General features: G+C 72.8%; 15 protein-coding genes. 7 read left to right on the top strand and 8 right to left on the bottom strand.

Annotated features, from left to right (window positions below; translation table 11 throughout):
• Position 1: 1 nt before the first annotated feature.
• Complete coding sequence (locus AB0368_RS08300) at positions 2 to 655, bottom strand: metalloregulator ArsR/SmtB family transcription factor (protein WP_366153118.1); 654 nt, start codon at positions 653 to 655, stop codon at positions 2 to 4.
• Between the two features lie 114 nt (positions 656 to 769).
• On the opposite strand from AB0368_RS08300, the gene AB0368_RS08295 reads away from it, so the two are divergent.
• Genes AB0368_RS08295 through aroF form a run of 3 tightly spaced genes read left to right on the top strand, consistent with a single transcriptional unit; the run spans position 770 to position 4,829 of the window.
• Positions 770 to 2,410 carry an AMP-binding protein gene (locus tag AB0368_RS08295; protein WP_366153117.1) on the top strand — a complete coding sequence of 547 codons (1,641 nt, stop codon included), beginning with the start codon at positions 770 to 772 and terminating at the stop codon, positions 2,408 to 2,410.
• A 14-nt stretch (positions 2,411 to 2,424) separates the two neighbouring features.
• On the top strand, positions 2,425 to 3,804 hold the full coding sequence (locus AB0368_RS08290; protein ID WP_366153116.1) for a salicylate synthase: 1,380 nt from the start codon (positions 2,425 to 2,427) through the stop codon (positions 3,802 to 3,804).
• Positions 3,801 to 4,829 carry a 3-deoxy-7-phosphoheptulonate synthase gene (aroF, locus tag AB0368_RS08285; protein ID WP_366153115.1) on the top strand — a complete coding sequence of 343 codons (1,029 nt, stop codon included), beginning with the start codon at positions 3,801 to 3,803 and terminating at the stop codon, positions 4,827 to 4,829. Before AB0368_RS08290 ends, aroF begins: the two co-directional genes overlap by 4 nt.
• A 59-nt stretch (positions 4,830 to 4,888) precedes the next feature.
• Here aroF and AB0368_RS08280 read toward each other — a convergent pair whose 3' ends face one another.
• The 4 genes from AB0368_RS08280 to AB0368_RS08265 all read right to left on the bottom strand — a co-directional run bounded on the left by AB0368_RS08280 (position 4,889) and on the right by AB0368_RS08265 (position 8,753).
• The gene (locus AB0368_RS08280; RefSeq protein ID WP_366153350.1) at positions 4,889 to 6,106 is read right to left on the bottom strand and encodes a ketosynthase chain-length factor; all 1,218 of its coding nucleotides are present in this window, start codon (positions 6,104 to 6,106) and stop codon (positions 4,889 to 4,891) included.
• Positions 6,103 to 7,371, bottom strand: a complete 1,269-nt coding sequence (locus AB0368_RS08275; protein ID WP_366153114.1) for a beta-ketoacyl-[acyl-carrier-protein] synthase family protein — start codon at positions 7,369 to 7,371, stop codon at positions 6,103 to 6,105. Before AB0368_RS08275 ends, AB0368_RS08280 begins: the two co-directional genes overlap by 4 nt.
• Before the next feature lie 39 nt (positions 7,372 to 7,410).
• The gene (locus AB0368_RS08270) at positions 7,411 to 7,647 is read right to left on the bottom strand and encodes an acyl carrier protein (RefSeq protein WP_366153113.1); all 237 of its coding nucleotides are present in this window, start codon (positions 7,645 to 7,647) and stop codon (positions 7,411 to 7,413) included.
• A gap of 68 nt (positions 7,648 to 7,715) precedes the next feature.
• Positions 7,716 to 8,753 (bottom strand): ketoacyl-ACP synthase III family protein, encoded by a 1,038-nt coding sequence (locus AB0368_RS08265; protein ID WP_366153112.1) that lies wholly within the window; start codon positions 8,751 to 8,753, stop codon positions 7,716 to 7,718.
• An 85-nt stretch (positions 8,754 to 8,838) separates the two neighbouring features.
• Between AB0368_RS08265 and AB0368_RS08260 the strand changes: the two genes are divergently transcribed.
• Together AB0368_RS08260 and AB0368_RS08255 are read left to right on the top strand one after the other, a co-directional pair.
• Positions 8,839 to 9,849, top strand: a complete 1,011-nt coding sequence (locus tag AB0368_RS08260) for an acyltransferase domain-containing protein (protein WP_366153111.1) — start codon at positions 8,839 to 8,841, stop codon at positions 9,847 to 9,849.
• 22 nt (positions 9,850 to 9,871) lie between these two features.
• A complete protein-coding gene (locus AB0368_RS08255; RefSeq protein ID WP_366153110.1) occupies positions 9,872 to 10,894 on the top strand; it encodes an LLM class flavin-dependent oxidoreductase in 1,023 nt (340 codons plus the stop codon).
• A gap of 54 nt (positions 10,895 to 10,948) precedes the next feature.
• Here the strand turns inward: AB0368_RS08255 and AB0368_RS08250 are convergent, their stop codons facing one another.
• Genes AB0368_RS08250 through AB0368_RS08240 form a run of 3 tightly spaced genes read right to left on the bottom strand, consistent with a single transcriptional unit; the run spans position 10,949 to position 13,120 of the window.
• The gene (locus tag AB0368_RS08250; protein WP_366153108.1) at positions 10,949 to 11,707 is read right to left on the bottom strand and encodes a TylF/MycF family methyltransferase; all 759 of its coding nucleotides are present in this window, start codon (positions 11,705 to 11,707) and stop codon (positions 10,949 to 10,951) included.
• The gene (locus AB0368_RS08245) at positions 11,704 to 11,913 is read right to left on the bottom strand and encodes a ferredoxin (protein WP_366153107.1); all 210 of its coding nucleotides are present in this window, start codon (positions 11,911 to 11,913) and stop codon (positions 11,704 to 11,706) included. Before AB0368_RS08245 ends, AB0368_RS08250 begins: the two co-directional genes overlap by 4 nt.
• Position 11,914: 1 nt before the next feature.
• Positions 11,915 to 13,120, bottom strand: coding sequence for a cytochrome P450 (locus tag AB0368_RS08240; RefSeq protein WP_366153106.1), 1,206 nt, complete (start codon positions 13,118 to 13,120; stop codon positions 11,915 to 11,917).
• Between the two features lie 201 nt (positions 13,121 to 13,321).
• Here AB0368_RS08240 and AB0368_RS08235 point away from each other — a divergent pair, with 201 nt between their 5' ends.
• Positions 13,322 to 14,521 (top strand): cytochrome P450, encoded by a 1,200-nt coding sequence (locus AB0368_RS08235; RefSeq protein WP_366153105.1) that lies wholly within the window; start codon positions 13,322 to 13,324, stop codon positions 14,519 to 14,521.
• Positions 14,518 to 15,705, top strand: coding sequence for a serine hydrolase domain-containing protein (locus tag AB0368_RS08230; RefSeq protein WP_366153104.1), 1,188 nt, complete (start codon positions 14,518 to 14,520; stop codon positions 15,703 to 15,705). Before AB0368_RS08235 ends, AB0368_RS08230 begins: the two co-directional genes overlap by 4 nt.
• The last annotated feature ends 99 nt before the right edge of the window (positions 15,706 to 15,804 follow it).

Raw genomic sequence — 15,804 nt, 5'->3', positions numbered from 1 at the left:
GTCAGCTCCGCGCGCCGCCCTCGCGAAGCCAGCGGGTCATTCCGCCGTCGAGCGGGCGGGCGGTCCGTCCATTGCTGCGCAGAAAGCGGACGACGTCCGGGGAAAGGACGCAGTAGGGCCCCTGGCAATAGGCGATGATCTCGACGTCCCGGGGGATTTCGTCGACCTTCTGCTTCAATTCCGCGGCGGGCAGGGAAATCGCACCCGGAACGTGGCCCTGGGCGTATTCGGCGGCGGATCGCACGTCCACCACGATGACGTCCGGATCGTCGAGCCGGCTGCGCAGTTCGGCGGCGGTCATCGGCTGCAGTTCATCGGGATCGCCGAGCAGGTCGCCGATGGCGCTGCGCAGATCGGCCAGCCGGGCCTCGGCGCAGGACTGCAGGCTGCCCAGCAGCGCGGACACCTCCGGCCCGGCCAGCCGGTAGAAGATGCGGGTGCCCTGCCGGCGGGTACCGACCAGGTTGGCGGCGCGCAGCTGCTGCAACTGCGCAGAGGTGTTCTTCAGGCTCACTCCGGCGGCCCGCGAGAGACCCTCCACGTCGGTCTCGCCCTCTTCGAGCAGATCGAGCAATCGGAGCCGTACGGGGCTGGCGAGCGCCTTTCCGACCCGGGCGAGCTGCGCGTAGATCTCCGCCTCGATGAACTCGCTCATGCGCTCCCGACCCTCAGCACCCCGCCCGACCATAACACCGGCGCCGCAGGGGTCTCGAGCTGGAATCGAGCCCGTGTCGGCAGCCTTGGCATGCAGCCGACTCTGGAGGTTTTCATGCGTCGCGACGGACAGTCCCGGTGGCCGGCCTCGTACGCCGCCGCATATCTCGGCGCCGGCTATTGGCGGCGCCAGGTGCTCGGCGATCTTCCGGACCGCTGGGCGGCCCGGGCCGGCGACGACGTGGCGGTGATCGCCGACGGCCGGTCCCACACGTACGCCGAGCTGGCCGAGGCGAGCTCGGCGGTGGCGGCGCACCTGTCGGAGCTGGGCCTGCATGACGGCGACAACGTGATCCTCCAGGTCCCCAACTGCTGGGAGTTCGTGCCGCTCGTGCTCGGCTGCGCGCGCCTGGGCGTGGCCCCGGTGATGGCCCTGCCGGCCTACCGGGAGCACGAGCTGTCCCACCTGGCCGAGGTCTCGGAACCCGCGGCCGTCGTGGTGCCGGCCCACTACCGGGGCTTCGACCACGAAGCGCTGGCACACCGCGTCGCGTCCCGATGGGGCCGGGCGTGCCGGGTGCTCGTGGTCGGTGAGCCGGCGATGCCGGATTCGGTCGCCCTGCGCACGCAGGCGCGGAACCCCGGCGGCGCCGGGCCCGAGCAGCGGCCGGCCCCGGACGACGTCGCGCTCCTTCTGCTGTCCGGGGGTACGACCGGTGGGCTGCCGAAGCTGATCGCGCGGACCCACGACGACTACGAGTACAACTTCCGCCGCATGGGTGAGCTGTGCGGGTTCGACGAGCACACGGTCTACCTCGTGGTCCTCCCGGCCGGCCACAACTTCGCCCTGGGCTGCCCGGGGATCCTCGGCACGCTGGCCGCCGGCGGCACAGTGGTCATCCTGCCGACGCCGGAACCCGAAGCGGCCTTCGCGGCGATCGAACGGCACCGGGTGACGGCGGTGGCGATGGTGCCGGCCGTGGCCCAGCGGTGGCTGACGCACCACGACCCGGCTCGCTTCGACCTGTCGAGCCTGAGCCTCGTGCAGGTGGGCGGCGCCCGCTGCCCCGCCGAGGTGGCCGTCCGCCTGACCGACGCCTTCGGCTGCACGGTCCAGCAGGTCTACGGCATGGCGGAGGGGTTGCTCAACTGCACCCGGCTGGACGATCCGGCCGACGTCATCGCCGCCACGCAGGGCCGGCCCGTCAGCCCGGCCGACGAGATCCGGATCGTCGGCCCCGGCGGTGAGCCGGCCGACGAGGGGGAGCTGCTCACCCGGGGTCCCTGCACGCCGCGCGGGTACTTCCGCGGCGGCGCGCACAACCTGGCGGGCTTCACCGCCGACGGCTGGTACCGCACCGGCGACGTGGTGCAGGTCCACTCCAGCGGCAACCTCGTGGTGCGCGGGCGGACCAAGGAGGTGATCAACCGGGCCGGTGAGAAGATCGCCGCCGCGGAGATCGAGGACCTGGCCCGGCTCATCCCGCAGGTGACCGCGGCCGCGGCGTTCCCGGTTCCCGACGCCTCGACCGGCGAGCGCCTGTGCCTGTGCGTCGTCCTGCGTCCGGGCACCACGCTGACGCTCGACGAGGTGGCCACCGTCTTCACCGGCAAGGGCGTCGCCGGATTCAAGATTCCGGAGCAGCTGGAGGTCCTCGACGAGATCCCCCTGACTCCGGTCGGCAAGGTCGACAAGCGACGCCTGCGGGAAAGGTTCGCCGCGGCCGGTCCCGCCCGCGGCCATCGTCAACGCTGAGAGAGGCTGGACAGTTGCCCGAGCAGGTGCAATACGAGACGTTCGAGGTGGACTCCTCCGCCGGGCCGCTGATGGCGGCCGCCGGGCTGGTCCGCTCCGGCGCGTTCGACCGCTACATGCTGTACGAGAACGACGGCCGGTTCACCGTCGCCGGGGGCGTCGCGGCCGAACTGGTCGCCGACCGCTCGGGCGTGACGCTGCGGCGGGCGGGCACTACGCGCACGGAGCCGTGGTCGGGCGACGGGCTGCGCACGGTGGAGCGGCTGCTCGGCGGGCTGCCGGTGGCCGGCTGGCGGGCGTACGGCTGGGCGGCGTTCGAGCTGGCGTACCTTCTCGCGGGGGATCCCGTCGCGGCCGGGCCGGGGACGTTGCTGCACCTCGTCGTTCCGCAGGCGGAGGTCACCTTCGGCCCGCACGGCGTCGCGGGCCGCGTGCTCGTCGGCTCGGGCCTGGACGACCTGCCGGCCTGGCTGGGTACCGTTCCGGCCGTCGACGCCGAGGACATGGCCGCCCGGGTCCGCCCGGTCGACATCGCCGACGAGCCGGACCACTACCGGGGTGCCGTGGCCGCCGCCGTCCGCGACATCCGGAACCGCAAGCTGCAGAAGGTCATCCTGTCCCGCGTCGTCCCGGTCGACCACCGGGTGGACCTGCTGGGCACCTACGTCCTCGGACGGTTGCGCAACAACCCGGCCCGGTCCTTCCTGTTCGACCTCGGCGACCTGCGCGCCGGCGGCTTCTCGCCGGAGATCGTCCTCGCCGTGAGCCCGTCCGGCGAGGTGCACACCCAGCCGCTTGCCGGCACCCGCGCCGCCACCGGCGAGCCCGACGTGGACAAGCGGTTGGGCAGCGACCTGCTGCGCGACCCGAAGGAGATCTACGAGCACGCGACCTCCGTCAAGGCGGCGGTCGACGAGCTCGGCGCGTTGTGCCGCCCGGGCAGCGTCGCCGTGCAGGACTTCATGGCGATCAAGCATCGCGGCAGCGTGCAGCATCTCGGCTCGATGGTCGGCGGCAGCCTCGCCCCGGGCCGGACCTCGTGGGACGCCCTGGCGACCGTGTTCCCCTCGATCACCGCCTCGGGCATCCCCAAGGCCGGCGCCTACGAGGCGATCCGCCGCTACGAGGTGCAGCCACGCGGCCTGTACGCCGGCGCGGTGCTCACCGCCGGCGCCGACGGCAGCATGGACGCGGCGCTCGTTCTGCGCAGCATCTACCAGCGTGGCGGCGACACCTGGCTGCGGGCGGGCGCCGGCATCGTCGAGCAGTCGTCCCCGGTGCGCGAGTACGAGGAGACCTGCGAGAAGTTGCGCAGCGTCTCGGAACACGTGGTCTGCGCCGAAGGTGCCGCCCTGGTGGAGTCCGGTGCCGTCGCCGCGGGCAGTACCGAATGAGCAGGGCGATGATCGTCGAGATCAGCGCCACGGCGCTCCCGGACATGGTCGCCGCCGTCGCCCGGCGGGCCGGCACGCCCGGTCAGGAGGCGGTGGTGGTGTCGTGGCCCGGCCGCACGCTGGTCGTCGCCCCGGCCACGCCGGTGCCCGGCGCCGCCCTGGCCGCCCTGCCGGGCGTCCTGCGGGTGGTGGAGACGGGCGCGCCTTTCCCCCTGGCGCACCGGGACTTCACCGCCGAACGGACGGTGGTCCGGGTCGGCGGGACCGCGATCGGGGACGGCGGGCTGACCGTCATCGCGGGTCCCTGCGCGGTGGAGAGCCGCGACCAGCTCGCCGTCGTCGCTTCGGCGGTGGCCCGTGCCGGCGCGGGAGTCCTGCGCGGCGGTGCCTTCAAGCCGCGGACCTCGCCGTACTCGTTCCAGGGGCTCGGCGAGGCGGGCCTGTTGATGATGGCCGAGGAGCGGGCCCGCACCGGGCTGCCGATCGTCACCGAGGTGCTGCGCCCGGCCGACGTGGCCCTGGTGGCCCGGTACGCGGACATCCTGCAGGTCGGCACCCGCAGCATGCAGAACTTCCCGCTGCTCGCCGAGGTCGGGCGCTGCGGCCGGCCGGTGCTGCTCAAGCGCGGGATGGCCGCGACCGTCCAGGAGTGGCTGCTCGCCGCCGAGCACATCCTCGCCGCGGGAAACCCCGAGGTGATCCTCTGCGAACGGGGCATCCGCACCTTCGAGACCACCAGCCGGTTCACGCTCGACCTGACGGCGGTGCCGGTGGTCAAGCGGCTCACCCATCTGCCGGTGGTGGTGGACCCCAGCCATGCGGCGGGTCAGGCGTACGTGGTCGCACCGATGGCCCTCGCCGCTGCCGCCGCCGGGGCGGACGGAATCATGATCGACGTGCACGGCGCCCCGGAGACCGCTCGCTGCGACGCCGGGCAGGCGTTGACGCCGGGCGAGTTCGAGCGCCTGGCCGCGGACCTCGAGCGGGTCGTGGCGGCGGCCCGGATGAACCTCAGCATCGCCTGACCGCAGATGTGCGAATGTCCCGCCCTCCGTCGGAGAGCGGGACATTCGCTTGCGGAACCTCAGTCCGGCAGGCCCCGGATCACCACCGCCGCGTTGTGGCCGCCCTTGCCGCGGGCGAGCACCAGGGCGGTCCGTACGGCGGCCGCCTGCGGCTGACCGGTCACCAGCCGCAGCCGGTAGTCGTCCGGGACATTTGTCGTGTGCGCCGTGGCCGGGATGACACCGTCGCGGATGGACAGCAGCGCGCAGACGATGTCGAGCGGTCCGGCGCCCGCGTACAGCCGGCCGGTGAGTGTCTTCGGGGCCGTGACGGCAACGCCGTCCGGCCCGAACACTGCACCGATCGCCTCCGCCTCGCCGCGGTCGAGCTCCGGGATGCCGGCGGCGTCGGCGAACACGACATCCACCTCGCCGGCGGCCACCCCGGCGTCGGCCAGGGCGAGCTCGATGGTCCGGCGCAGGTTGGACGGCCGGCCGCTGTCCGGCCTCGGGTCGAAGGTCGACGCCCAGCCGGCCAGTTCGCCGTACACCTGGGCCGCGCCGCGGGCGGACGCCGCCGTGGCGTCCTCCAGGACGAGGAACGCCCCGCCTTCGCCCGGCACGTACCCGCAGGCCGCCGAGTCGAACGGCAGGTACGCCCGCCGGGCGTCGGCCACGTGGCTGATGCGGCCGTTGGACAGGTGCGCCACGAAGCCCCAGGGATCCAGCGAGGACTCCATGCCGCCGGTGACGGTCAGCGGGATGCCCTGCCGGACCGTACGGCGGGCGTGGGCGACCGCGTCCAGCCCCCCGGACTGCTCGGCGACGACGACGCTGCCGGGACCGCGCATGCCGTGCCGGATGGAGATCTGGCCGGTGTTGGCGGCGTTGAACCAGGCGAACGACTCGTAGACGCTGACGTGCTCGGGTCCCCGCGTCCACAGCTTGCGGATCTCGCGGTGGGTGAACTCGAACCCGCCCGTGGCGTTGGAGCTGACCACGCCCATGTCGTACGTCGGCAGCGCCGCCGGATCCACCTCGGCGTCCTGCAGGGCGCGTTCGGCGGCCACCAGCGCGAGCTGCGTGACCCGGTCGGTCTGCGGCAGCAGCCGGCTGGACAGGTGCTTGCCGGCCTCGAAGCCGCTGATCTGGCCGGCGAGGCTCGCCGGGTATCCCGAGGCGTCGAAGCGCTCCAGCGGCGCGATGCCGCTGCGGTCCTCCAGCGTCGCGGTCCAGTACTCCTCCGTGCTCATCCCGTTGGGCGCCAGGACGCCGATCCCGGTGAAGACGGCGGTCATCGCCTCGCCCCCTGCCATTTGCGGAGCACCATCGCGCTCTGGAAGCCGCCGAAGCCGCTGCCCACCGTGACGGCCGTGTCGAGCTCCTGGTCCCGCGCCACCAGCGGCACGTAGTCCAGGTCGCACTCCGGGTCCTTCTCGTGCAGGTTCGCCGTCGGCGGGATCACGCTGTTCTCGATGGCGAGGGCGCACGCGGCGATCTCGATCGAGCCGATCGCGCCGAGCGAGTGCCCGACCATGGACTTGATCGAGCTGACCGGCACGTCGTACGCGCGCGCGCCGAGCACCCGCTTGAAGGCGCCCGTCTCGTGCCGGTCGTTCTGCTTGGTCCCGGAGCCGTGGGCGTTGATGTAGCCGACGTCGTCCGGCCCGATCCGCGACTCGCGCATGGCGGCGGCGATCGCCTCGGCCATCTCGCGGCCCTCGGGATGCAACCCGGTCATGTGGTACGCGTTGCAGCGGTTGGCATATCCCGTGATCTCCGCGATGATCGGCGCCCCGCGGCGCCTCGCGTGCTCGTACTCCTCGAGGACGAACATCGCCGCGCCCTCCGCGATGACGAACCCGTTGCGGGTGCGGTCGAACGGCCGGGCCGCCGTCGCCGGGTCGTCGTTGCGGGGCGTGGTCGCCTTGAGCGCGTCGAAGCACGCCACCGCCAGCGGGCTGATCGCCGCCTCGGTGGCGCCGGCGACGGCGATGTCCGCGGTGCCCTCGGTGATGAGCTGGTGGGCGTACCCGACCGAGTCCATCCCGGAGGTGCAGCCGGTCGAGACGACGTTCACCGGTCCCTCGGCGCCGACCTGCAAGGCGACCTCGGTGGCGATGGTCGTCGGGGTGAAGTGGTTGAACAGGTGCGGGGAGGCGTACCGGTGATCGACCACCCATTCCCGCCCGGTGTCGGACAGGACGAGGTATTCGTTCTCCAGGCTGGTGGCCGCGCCGACCGCCGTGCCGATGCTGACCGCCATGCGGGCAGGGTCCACGTCGTCGAGCACCAGCCCGCTGTGTTCCAGGCACTGCCGTGTGCACACGACCGCGAACTGGGTCGCCCGGTCCATCCGCCGGATGTCGCGGTGACTGAGCCCCTCGGCCGCCGGATCGAAATCGCACTCGGCCGCCACCTGCGACCGGAAGGCGCCGGGGTCGAAGGCGGTGATCCGCCTCGTCGCCGTGCGCCCCGAGGTGATGAGATCCCAGAAATCCTTGGTGGTGCCGCCGCCGGGCGCCACCACCCCGATCCCGGTGATCACCGTCCGTCTAGCCACCGCAATCCTTCCGTGGGTCGGTCCGGCCCGCCACGCCCGTCATGCCGCACCGGCGACCAGGCCGAGGAGCGCGCGGGGCGTGCCGGCGTCCGCGATCTGCTCGTCGGTGAGCTCGACGCCGAACTCCTGCTTGATCCGGCTGGCGGTCTCCATGAGCGCCAGCGAGTCGTATCCGAGCTCGCTGAACGGGACGTCGATGATGTCGCCCTGAAGGTCGACGGACTCGTCCTCGCCCGCGCAGTCGGTCAGGATCCTGCGAAGGTCGTCGATGGTCATTGTCGCGGCTCCTCCCTGCGGTCGCGCCCGGAGTGGACGCACCGCACGTCGGAGCCTGCGCCGGCTTCCTATACTCGCGATGGCGCCCAGCTACACTCCGGCTCGAGCACGTCCACGACGGCGCTGCTCCAGGTGAATCCGCCGCCCACGCCGAGGACCAGGCAGCGCTGACCGGGCCGGAGCCGGCCGCTGCCGAGCAAGTGGGCCAGGCCGGCGAACTGGTCGCCCGCCCCGAGGTGGCCGATGCCCCGGCTCCACGGCCAGGTGGACCGCTGCGGATCGATCCCCAGCCGCCGGAAGTAGTTGACGTCCATCCGGCGGCGTCCGAAGTGCGGGAGCACGAACCAGTCGATGTCGCCGAGCTTGGCGTCGGCCTCCACGAGCGCCGCCTCCAGCGACTCGGCCTGCCGCGCGGCCATCGTGGTGACCAGACGCTTGCCCGCCGCGGTACGCAGATACGCCTGCGTGGTCGCCTCGACGTCGACGGGGCTGCGGGTGGTCAGCGGCGCCGGCCCGGCCGCGTCGGCACCGCGGTGCATCTCCTCGAGCTCGGGCTCCGCGACGGTAACGAGGGAGACGAGGCGGGCGAAGCCGTGGCCGCGTCCGAGCACCACCGCGCTCGCGCCGTCACCCAGCACCGTGCCCGGGTCGGAGCGCCACCGGTCGATTCCCGGCGGGCAGAACCGGTCCGCGGTGGTCAGCAGGGCGGCGCGGTCCGCCCGGGCCACGAGGTACGCGCACGCCAGCTCGAGCGCGAGCATGCCGCCGTTGGAGGTCTGTCCGACGTCGACGGCGGGACACCGGTTGCCGACCGCCATCCGCTGCACGTACGAGGCCGGCGCCCACAGGTCGTGCCCCTGGTAGTACGCGGACGAGTGCAGGACCAGGCCGATGTCGCCGGCGGAGCACCCGCTGCGCTCGATCGCCTGGCGGGCGGCGCGGACGGCCATCTCGGGCGCGGCCTCCGCGGCGACGGTGACGCCGGTGACCTGCATACGCCGGACCGCGGCCGCGTTGACGTCCCCGCGGGCCACCGCCGCCTCGGCCGGCACGACCGGCGGCAACCAGGTGGTGCAGGCACGCAGATAGACATCGTCCCATCTCATGGCCGCCGAGCCTGGCGCCGGCCCGTCCAAGCCCGGTAGAGCGGTGCTCTAGCCAAAGTCGAACAGCCGTCACGAAGCTCGAGACATGTCCCTACGCCGCGAGCCGGTCCTGCTCTTCCCGGGTCAGGGGGCCCAGCACGCCCGGATGGCCGCCGGCCTGTACGGCGCCGACCCGGTGTTCAGCGCCACCGCCGACCGGGTCCTCGAGCTTTTCGCCGACGACGGGCGGCTGCGCGACATGTGGCTCGCCGTGGACCCGGGACCGGAGCTGCATCACGTCACCCGGGCCCAGCCGCTGCTGTTCACGATCGGCTACGCCCTGGGGCGGATGGTGCTGAGCTGGGGCGTCCGGCCGGCCGCCCTGCTCGGGCACAGCGTCGGCGAGCTGGTGGCCGCGACCCTCGCGGGCATCTTCGAGCTGCCCGACGCGGTCGCGGTGATGCGGGACCGGGTCGAGCGGCTGGCCGCCACGCCGGCGGGCGGCATGGTCACGGTCGCCGCGACCGAGCCGGAGATCCGTACGGTGCTCAGCCGGCATCCCGCCGTGGCGGTCGGCGCCGTCAACGCCCCGCGGCAGACCGTGCTGGCGGGCTTCCGCGAGCCGATCGACGAGGTCTCGCGGGACCTCCGGGCCGGCGGCTTCACGGTGCTTCCGGTCGCCGCGACGAGCGCGTTCCACAGCCCCGCCCTGCTGCCCCTGTTCTCGGACCCCGGTCCGCTCGGCGCCATCGCGCTGCACCCGCCGCGGATTCCGATGTGGTCCGCGTTCACGACGGGGGAGGTGGCCGGCGCCGCGGTCGAGGACCGGTTGATGTGGGCCACCCAGCCCGTGGCGCCGGTGTGGTTCTGGCCCACGCTCGACAAGCTGCTGTGCTCCGGCCGGTACTTCGTCACGGAGGTCGGGCCCGGCCAGAGCCTCGCCACGGTGGCCCGCCGCCATCCCGAGGTGAAGCGGGGGACCAGCGCGGTCGGCGCCCTGCTTCCGGTGCGACCGGGCCCGGCTGCGGCGGACCTCGAATCCGTGCACCGGTGGGTCGCGCAATTCCGCGGCGAGGGCCACGAGGTGCAGCCGCCGGTTTCCGCCCTTGCGGGCTGACCTTCCACGAGAGGAGATACGCATGCGTCTCGGCGTGAATCTGCCCCGGCACGGAGCCGCGGATCTGGCGGTCGAGGCCGAGCGGCTCGGATACGACCTCGCGCTGGCCTCCGAGGGCTACCGCGCGGACGCCCCGAGCGTGCTCGGTCTCGTCGCCGGTCGTACCGAGCGCATCGGCCTGGCCTCGGGCGTGATGCAGATCCCGGCCCGCCCGCCGGGTGCCGCGGCGCTGACCGCCGCCACCCTCGACGCCCTCAGCGGCGGCCGGTTCCGGCTGGGCCTCGGCGTGTCCAACCCGCACGTCTCCGACGGCTGGTACGGCGTACCGTTCGACCATCCGATCGGCCGCACCCGCGAGTACGTCGACATCGTCCGGCGTGCTCTGGCCGGGGGACCGGTCCGCTACTCGGGCAAGCACTTCTCGTTGCCGGCACACGGCCGCGAGGAGGCACCGCTGCAGCTGCTCGTCGAGCCGCTCAACGCCGGCGTACCCGTCTATCTGGGCGCGGCCGGGCCGCAGAGCCTGCGCCTTGCCGGTGAGATCGCCGACGGCTGGGTCAGCGGTTTCACCACCCCGCAACTCGTCGCCGCGTCCGTCGCGCAGCTCGAGGCGGGGCGGCGCCGCGCCGGGCGCACGATGGACGGCTTCGAGGTCATTCCCTTCGTTGCCGTGTCGGTCGCGGACACGGTCGAGGCCGCCGCCGACGGACTGCGCCGCCACTACGCGCACCTGCTCGGAATCGGCGGCGCGGGCAACTTCTACGGCAGTCTCGCCGCCGGGATGGGCTTCGAGCGCGAGATGGCGGCCTTCCACGAGCGGCTGCGGGCCGGCGACCACGCCGGGGCGGCCGCCGCGGTCCCGGCCGGCTTCATCGACCGTACGGCGCTGCTCGGCCCGCTCCCACGGATCGCGGAGGGCATGAGGGCGTACGCGGAAGCCGGTGTCACGCTGCTCAGCGTGCTGGTCACGGCCAACCAGACGGACCTGGCCGGACAGCTGGCCGTCCTGCGGTACGCCGCGGAGGCCGCCGCACTGACGGCGTAGACGCCAGGCGGGGTGGCACGGGCCTGGCCCGTACCACCCCGCCTCTTGTCGGCATCACCGGCCGCGGCGCCAGAACACGCTGTAGTCGTCGATCGGTTCCATCGTGTCGCGGATGCCGTGGGCGTCCCGGAACTCCTCCACGGCCTTCCGGCAGGCCGGGATGCAGAAGTCGTCGATGACGACGTAGCCGCCGGGCGACAGCCGTGGGTACAGCGCTTCGAGGGCGTCCATCGTGGACTCGTACAGGTCTCCGTCGAGGCGCATCACCGCCAGCTGCCCGATCGGCGCCGCAGGCAGGGTGTCCTTGAACCAGCCGGGCAGGAAGCGGACCTGGTCGTCCAGCAGGTCGTAGCGCTCGAAGTTGCGCCGTACGGTGTCCTGGGACACGCCGAGGACGTCGTTCGCACGGTGCAGGGCCATCTCCCGGTCCATCGCGTGGCCCTCCGCGCCGGTGTCCGGGATCCCCTCGAAGGAGTCCGCCACCCAGACGCGCCGGTCCGTGGCCCCGTACGCCTTGAGCACCGCCCGGGCGAAGATGCACACCCCGCCGCGCCACACGCCGGTCTCGATGAAGTCCCCGGGCACACCCTCCGCGAGCACCGTCTCCAGGGCCCTCCGGACGTTGCGGATCCGTTTGAGCCCCACCATGGTGTGGGCCGTGCTCGGCCAGTCCAGGCCGTTCTCGCGCTTCTCCGGGTCGAAGTCGGTGCCGGGCACCCAGGCGCTCGGGATGGGCGCGTCGCGGTAGACGACGTTCGTGACCACCTTCTCGAACAGGTCGAGGTACAGCGAGCGGGTGTCGGTCGGGGTCATCGGTCCTCCTGCTGGTCGTCCGAGATAGTGATGGCCTGCACCGGGCAGGCGGTAGCCGCCTCGCGGACGAGGGGATCGTGGCCGTCGCGCTCGTGGCCGGGCGCGACCGTGCTGAGCCCCTCGTCGTCCTCCTCGAACACGCCCGGCGCGGTCATCACGCACTGGCCGGCACTCATGCAGGAGTCACGGTCGATGAGAATGCGCATCTCAGTCACCCGCCCCGCCCCACGTCACCAGCAGCTCGGTCGGGCCCTGCACCGTCGTGCCGGGCGGCATCGGCACCTCGTCGGCCGGCACCGCGAGCCGCACGTCCGGGATGCGCCGGAACAGCGTCGAGAGCGTCAGCTCGATCTCGGCCCGGGCCAGGTTCTGCCCCACGCACTGGTGGATCCCGTGGCCGAAGGCGAAGTGGTGGCGGGCCGAGCGGCTCCAGTCGAGCTCGTCCGGCCGCGCGTAGACGGCCTCGTCGCGGTTCATCAGGGAGTTGGAGAAGACGACGCCGTCGCCGGCCTTGATGACGTCCGAGCCGGCCTTGATGTCCGCCGTGGCGACGCGCAGCACGCCCTCCGCGACGGACTGGAACCGCAGCAGCTCCTCGACCGCGGTCGGCATCAGCGACGGGTCGGCCCGCAGCTCCTCGAGCTGCCGGGGGTGCTGCAGCAATGTGTACGTGCTGAGCGAGATCATGCTCGCCGTGGTGTCGTAGCCCGCCAGCAGCAGCAGGACGACGATGCCGATGAGCTCGTGGCGTTCGACGGTCTGCTGCCTGCGCTGGTCCTCGAGCAGGTCGCTGAGCAGGTCGCCGGTGGAGCCCTCGGCCTCCTTGCGGTCGAAGAGCTCGCCGAGGTACTTCTGCAGCGCGATGCTGGCCGTCTCGGCCTCCTCGTTCGTCGAGCTGCGCAGCACCTTGTAGACCTGGTCCTTGAAGAACTGGTTGTCCTCGTACGGCACGCCCAGCAGCGCGCAGACGGTCTGCGAGGACACCGCCACGGCCAGGCCCTCCACCAGATCGGCCGGCGGCCCCTGCCGCAGCAGGCCGTCGATCAGCTCGTCGACGGTCTCCTGGATGTGGGTACGCATCGCCGAGACCCGCCGGAAGCTGAAGCTCGGGATCAGCCCGCGCCGGTGGATCTTGTGGTCCTCGCCGTCGACGCCCAGCAGCGGCGTCCGGAACTCCTGGCTACCGGCGAAGCGGGGCGCGGGGAACGGGAAGTTGGGATGCTGCTGATCGGAGGAGATGCGCGGATCGTTGAGCAGCTTCCGCCCCAGGGCATGGCCGGTGACGATCCAGGCGGTCCGTCCGTCGTAGAGCCGGATCTGCGACAGCGGACGGTCCTCCCGCAGCGGCCGGTAGCCGGGGGACGGGTCGTACGGGCAGGCCCGATCCTGGGGCCAGGTGACGACGTCGGTCACGATTCCTCCCATTTCAGCGCCGGGGACAGCCGCCGACGAACTTCGAACGAGGGTCGGCGCCCCCGATCGCAGCCCGCTCGAAGGCGGCTCGAACACCGATGCCGCCGGCGGGCGCCCTCGACCCGCGGTGTACCCGGGTTCGAGCCGGGTCCGGCAGCGTGCGGCACGGATGCGTACACCACCGCCGCGAAGGACGTGCCCATGACCACGGCGCCCGAACAGGCCGTCAAGTTTCCCTTCGAGCTGCGCGCGCTCGACGTACCCGAGGAATTCGCCGCCCTTCGCGCCGACCGCCCGGTGCTGCGGGTGGAACTCCCGTTCGGCGGACAGGGCTGGCTCGTCAGCCGCTACGAGGACGTGCGCACGGTGCTGAGCGACCCGCGCTTCTCCCGGGCGGAGACCGTCGGCGCCGACATTCCCCGCACGAGCCCGGCCCGCACGCTGCCGGGAAACCTGCTGGCCATGGATCCCCCCGAGCACACCCGGGTACGCCGCTTGGTGGCCGGCGCGTTCGGCATGCGCAGCATCGGCCGGTGGCGCCCACGGGTGGAGCAGGTCGTCGCCGAGCTGATCACGGCGATGACGGCCGGGGGCGCGCCCGCCGACCTCGTCGAGCACTTCGCGATGCCGCTGCCGGTCACCGTGGTCTGCGAGCTGCTCGGCGTACCGGTCGGGGATCGGCGGCTGTTCCAGCGCTTCGCCGAGATCCTCTTCAGCACCACCGGCGCGACGGCCGAGGAGATGGCCGAGGCGGGATCGGCGCTCGAGAAGTATCTGGTCGCCCACATCGAGGAGCGCCGGCAGCGGCCCCGGCCCGACCTGATCTCCCAGCTGATCGCGGCCCGGGACGAGGACGAGGACCGGCTCAGTGAGCAGGAGCTCATCGGCCTCGCCGGCAGCATCCTGGTCGCCGGGCACGAGAGTACGGCGAACGAGGTGGCCAACTTCGTCTACACGCTGCTCTCCACCGGGCTCTGGTCCGACCTCGTCGCCCGGCCGGAGCTCGTGGACGCCGCGGTCGAGGAGCTGCTGCGCTTCGTCGCGCTCGGCAGCGGCTACAGTCCGCCACGGATCGCGACCGAGGACCTGGAACTGGGCGGCCGGCTGATCCGCAAGGGCGACTCGGTGATCGCGAACATCGTCTCCGCCAACCGGGACGAGTCGGCGTTCGACCGGGCCGCCACCGTCGATCTGAACCGCGCCCCCAACCCCCACCTGTCGTTCGGCTTCGGCCCGCATCACTGCCTGGGCGCCCAGCTGGCCCGCCTCGAGCTCCGGGTCGCCTTCGACCAGCTCGTACGGCGGCTGCCCGGCCTGCGCTTCGCCGGGACGGCCGAGGACGTGCCGTGGCGCCTGGGCACCCGCGCCCGCGGCCCGCGCGAACTGCTGGTGCGCTGGTGAGCGGGGTGCCGGCGGGAACGAACGGTGCCGTCGCCCCCGGGTTCGAACAGGTCGCCGAGGCCTTCGCGGAGAACTTCGCCGCGGGCCTCGAAACGGGTGCCGGGCTGGCGGTCTATGTGGACGGCCGTCAGGTGGTGGACCTCTGGCAGGGCGTCGCCGACCCGGGCACCGGGCGGCCGTGGCAGCGCGACACGATGGCGGTGCTCGCCTCGCCCACCAAGGCGCTGGTGACCGGCGCCGCCCTGCTGCTCGCCGAGCGCGGGGACCTGGACCTCGACGCGCCGATCGCCCGCTACTGGCCAGAGTTCGCCGCGGCGGGCAAGGACAGCATCACCGTACGGATGGTGCTCAGCCACCGCTCGGGCGTGGTCGCGCTCGACCACCGTCCCATCACCCGCGAGGGGCTGCGGACCTGGACACCGGTCGTCGAGGCGCTGGCCGCCGCGCGCCCCGAGTGGGAGCCCGGGACCGCGCACGGATACCACGCCACCACGTTCGGGCACCTGATCGGCGAGGTGGTGCGGCGGACCACCGGCGAGACGGTCGGCCGCTTCTTCGCGCGGGAGATCGCGAAGCCGCTGGGCCTGGAGGCGTACATCGGGCTTCCCGCGGCAGCCGTGCCGAGGCTGGCCGCGTCGGTGCCCTCGCGCGCGGAGGAGCTCATGTCCGGCGGCCTGAACCCCGGGACGACCGCGCTGCTCGCGGCGCTGGCCGATCCCTCGTCGCTGACCCACCGGGTGAGCATCAGCAGCATGGCCATCGACGGCTCGCTCACCGAGGCGCAGCGGGTCCAGCTCGAGAATCCGTCGTACGACGGCGTCGCGAGCGCCGGGTCGATGGCGCGGTTCTTCGCCGCGCTCCTCGGCGAGGTCGACGGCATACGCCTGATCGGGCCGGGGCTGCTCGACCAGATGCGCAGCGTGCACTCGGACGGGCCGTGCCGCAGCCTGCTGCTGCCGACGACCTGGGGGCTGGGCGTGATGCTGCCGGACGGGCCGCTCTTCCCGGCGTCCGCCGGGCTGGCCGGCGCCTTCGGCCTGGCCGGGGCCAGCGGCTCGTTCGCCTTCGCGGATCCGGACCGGCGGCTGGCCTTCGGGTACGTGCCCAACCGCGGCTCGACGGGAATCGGCACGCTGGATTCCCGCGCCGGACGCCTCATTGCCGCTGCTTACCGGAGCATCTGAAATGTCAACTGTGGTATTGTGTCGGCGTGACTGCCGGGTCGGCCAAGTGCCATGAGCGAGTAGGGTTCCCGGCCCTGGCTTGATCCCGGGGCGGGCCCG

Origin of the sequence: Actinoplanes sp. NPDC051475 (genome assembly GCF_040689425.1) — a bacterium.
Lineage (GTDB): Bacteria > Actinomycetota > Actinomycetes > Mycobacteriales > Micromonosporaceae > Actinoplanes.
This window is presented reverse-complemented; position numbering and strand designations above follow the sequence as displayed.

Coding starts and splice junctions, on each gene's coding strand:
- AB0368_RS08300 (WP_366153118.1), bottom strand. CDS start 655: ATGAGCGAGTTCATCGAGGCGGAGATCTACGCGCAGCTCGCCCGGGTC.
- AB0368_RS08295 (WP_366153117.1), top strand. CDS start 770: ATGCGTCGCGACGGACAGTCCCGGTGGCCGGCCTCGTACGCCGCCGCA.
- aroF (WP_366153115.1), top strand. CDS start 3,801: ATGAGCAGGGCGATGATCGTCGAGATCAGCGCCACGGCGCTCCCGGAC.
- AB0368_RS08280 (WP_366153350.1), bottom strand. CDS start 6,106: ATGACCGCCGTCTTCACCGGGATCGGCGTCCTGGCGCCCAACGGGATG.
- AB0368_RS08270 (WP_366153113.1), bottom strand. CDS start 7,647: ATGACCATCGACGACCTTCGCAGGATCCTGACCGACTGCGCGGGCGAG.
- AB0368_RS08265 (WP_366153112.1), bottom strand. CDS start 8,753: ATGAGATGGGACGATGTCTATCTGCGTGCCTGCACCACCTGGTTGCCG.
- AB0368_RS08260 (WP_366153111.1), top strand. CDS start 8,839: ATGTCCCTACGCCGCGAGCCGGTCCTGCTCTTCCCGGGTCAGGGGGCC.
- AB0368_RS08255 (WP_366153110.1), top strand. CDS start 9,872: ATGCGTCTCGGCGTGAATCTGCCCCGGCACGGAGCCGCGGATCTGGCG.
- AB0368_RS08250 (WP_366153108.1), bottom strand. CDS start 11,707: ATGACCCCGACCGACACCCGCTCGCTGTACCTCGACCTGTTCGAGAAG.
- AB0368_RS08245 (WP_366153107.1), bottom strand. CDS start 11,913: ATGCGCATTCTCATCGACCGTGACTCCTGCATGAGTGCCGGCCAGTGC.
- AB0368_RS08235 (WP_366153105.1), top strand. CDS start 13,322: ATGACCACGGCGCCCGAACAGGCCGTCAAGTTTCCCTTCGAGCTGCGC.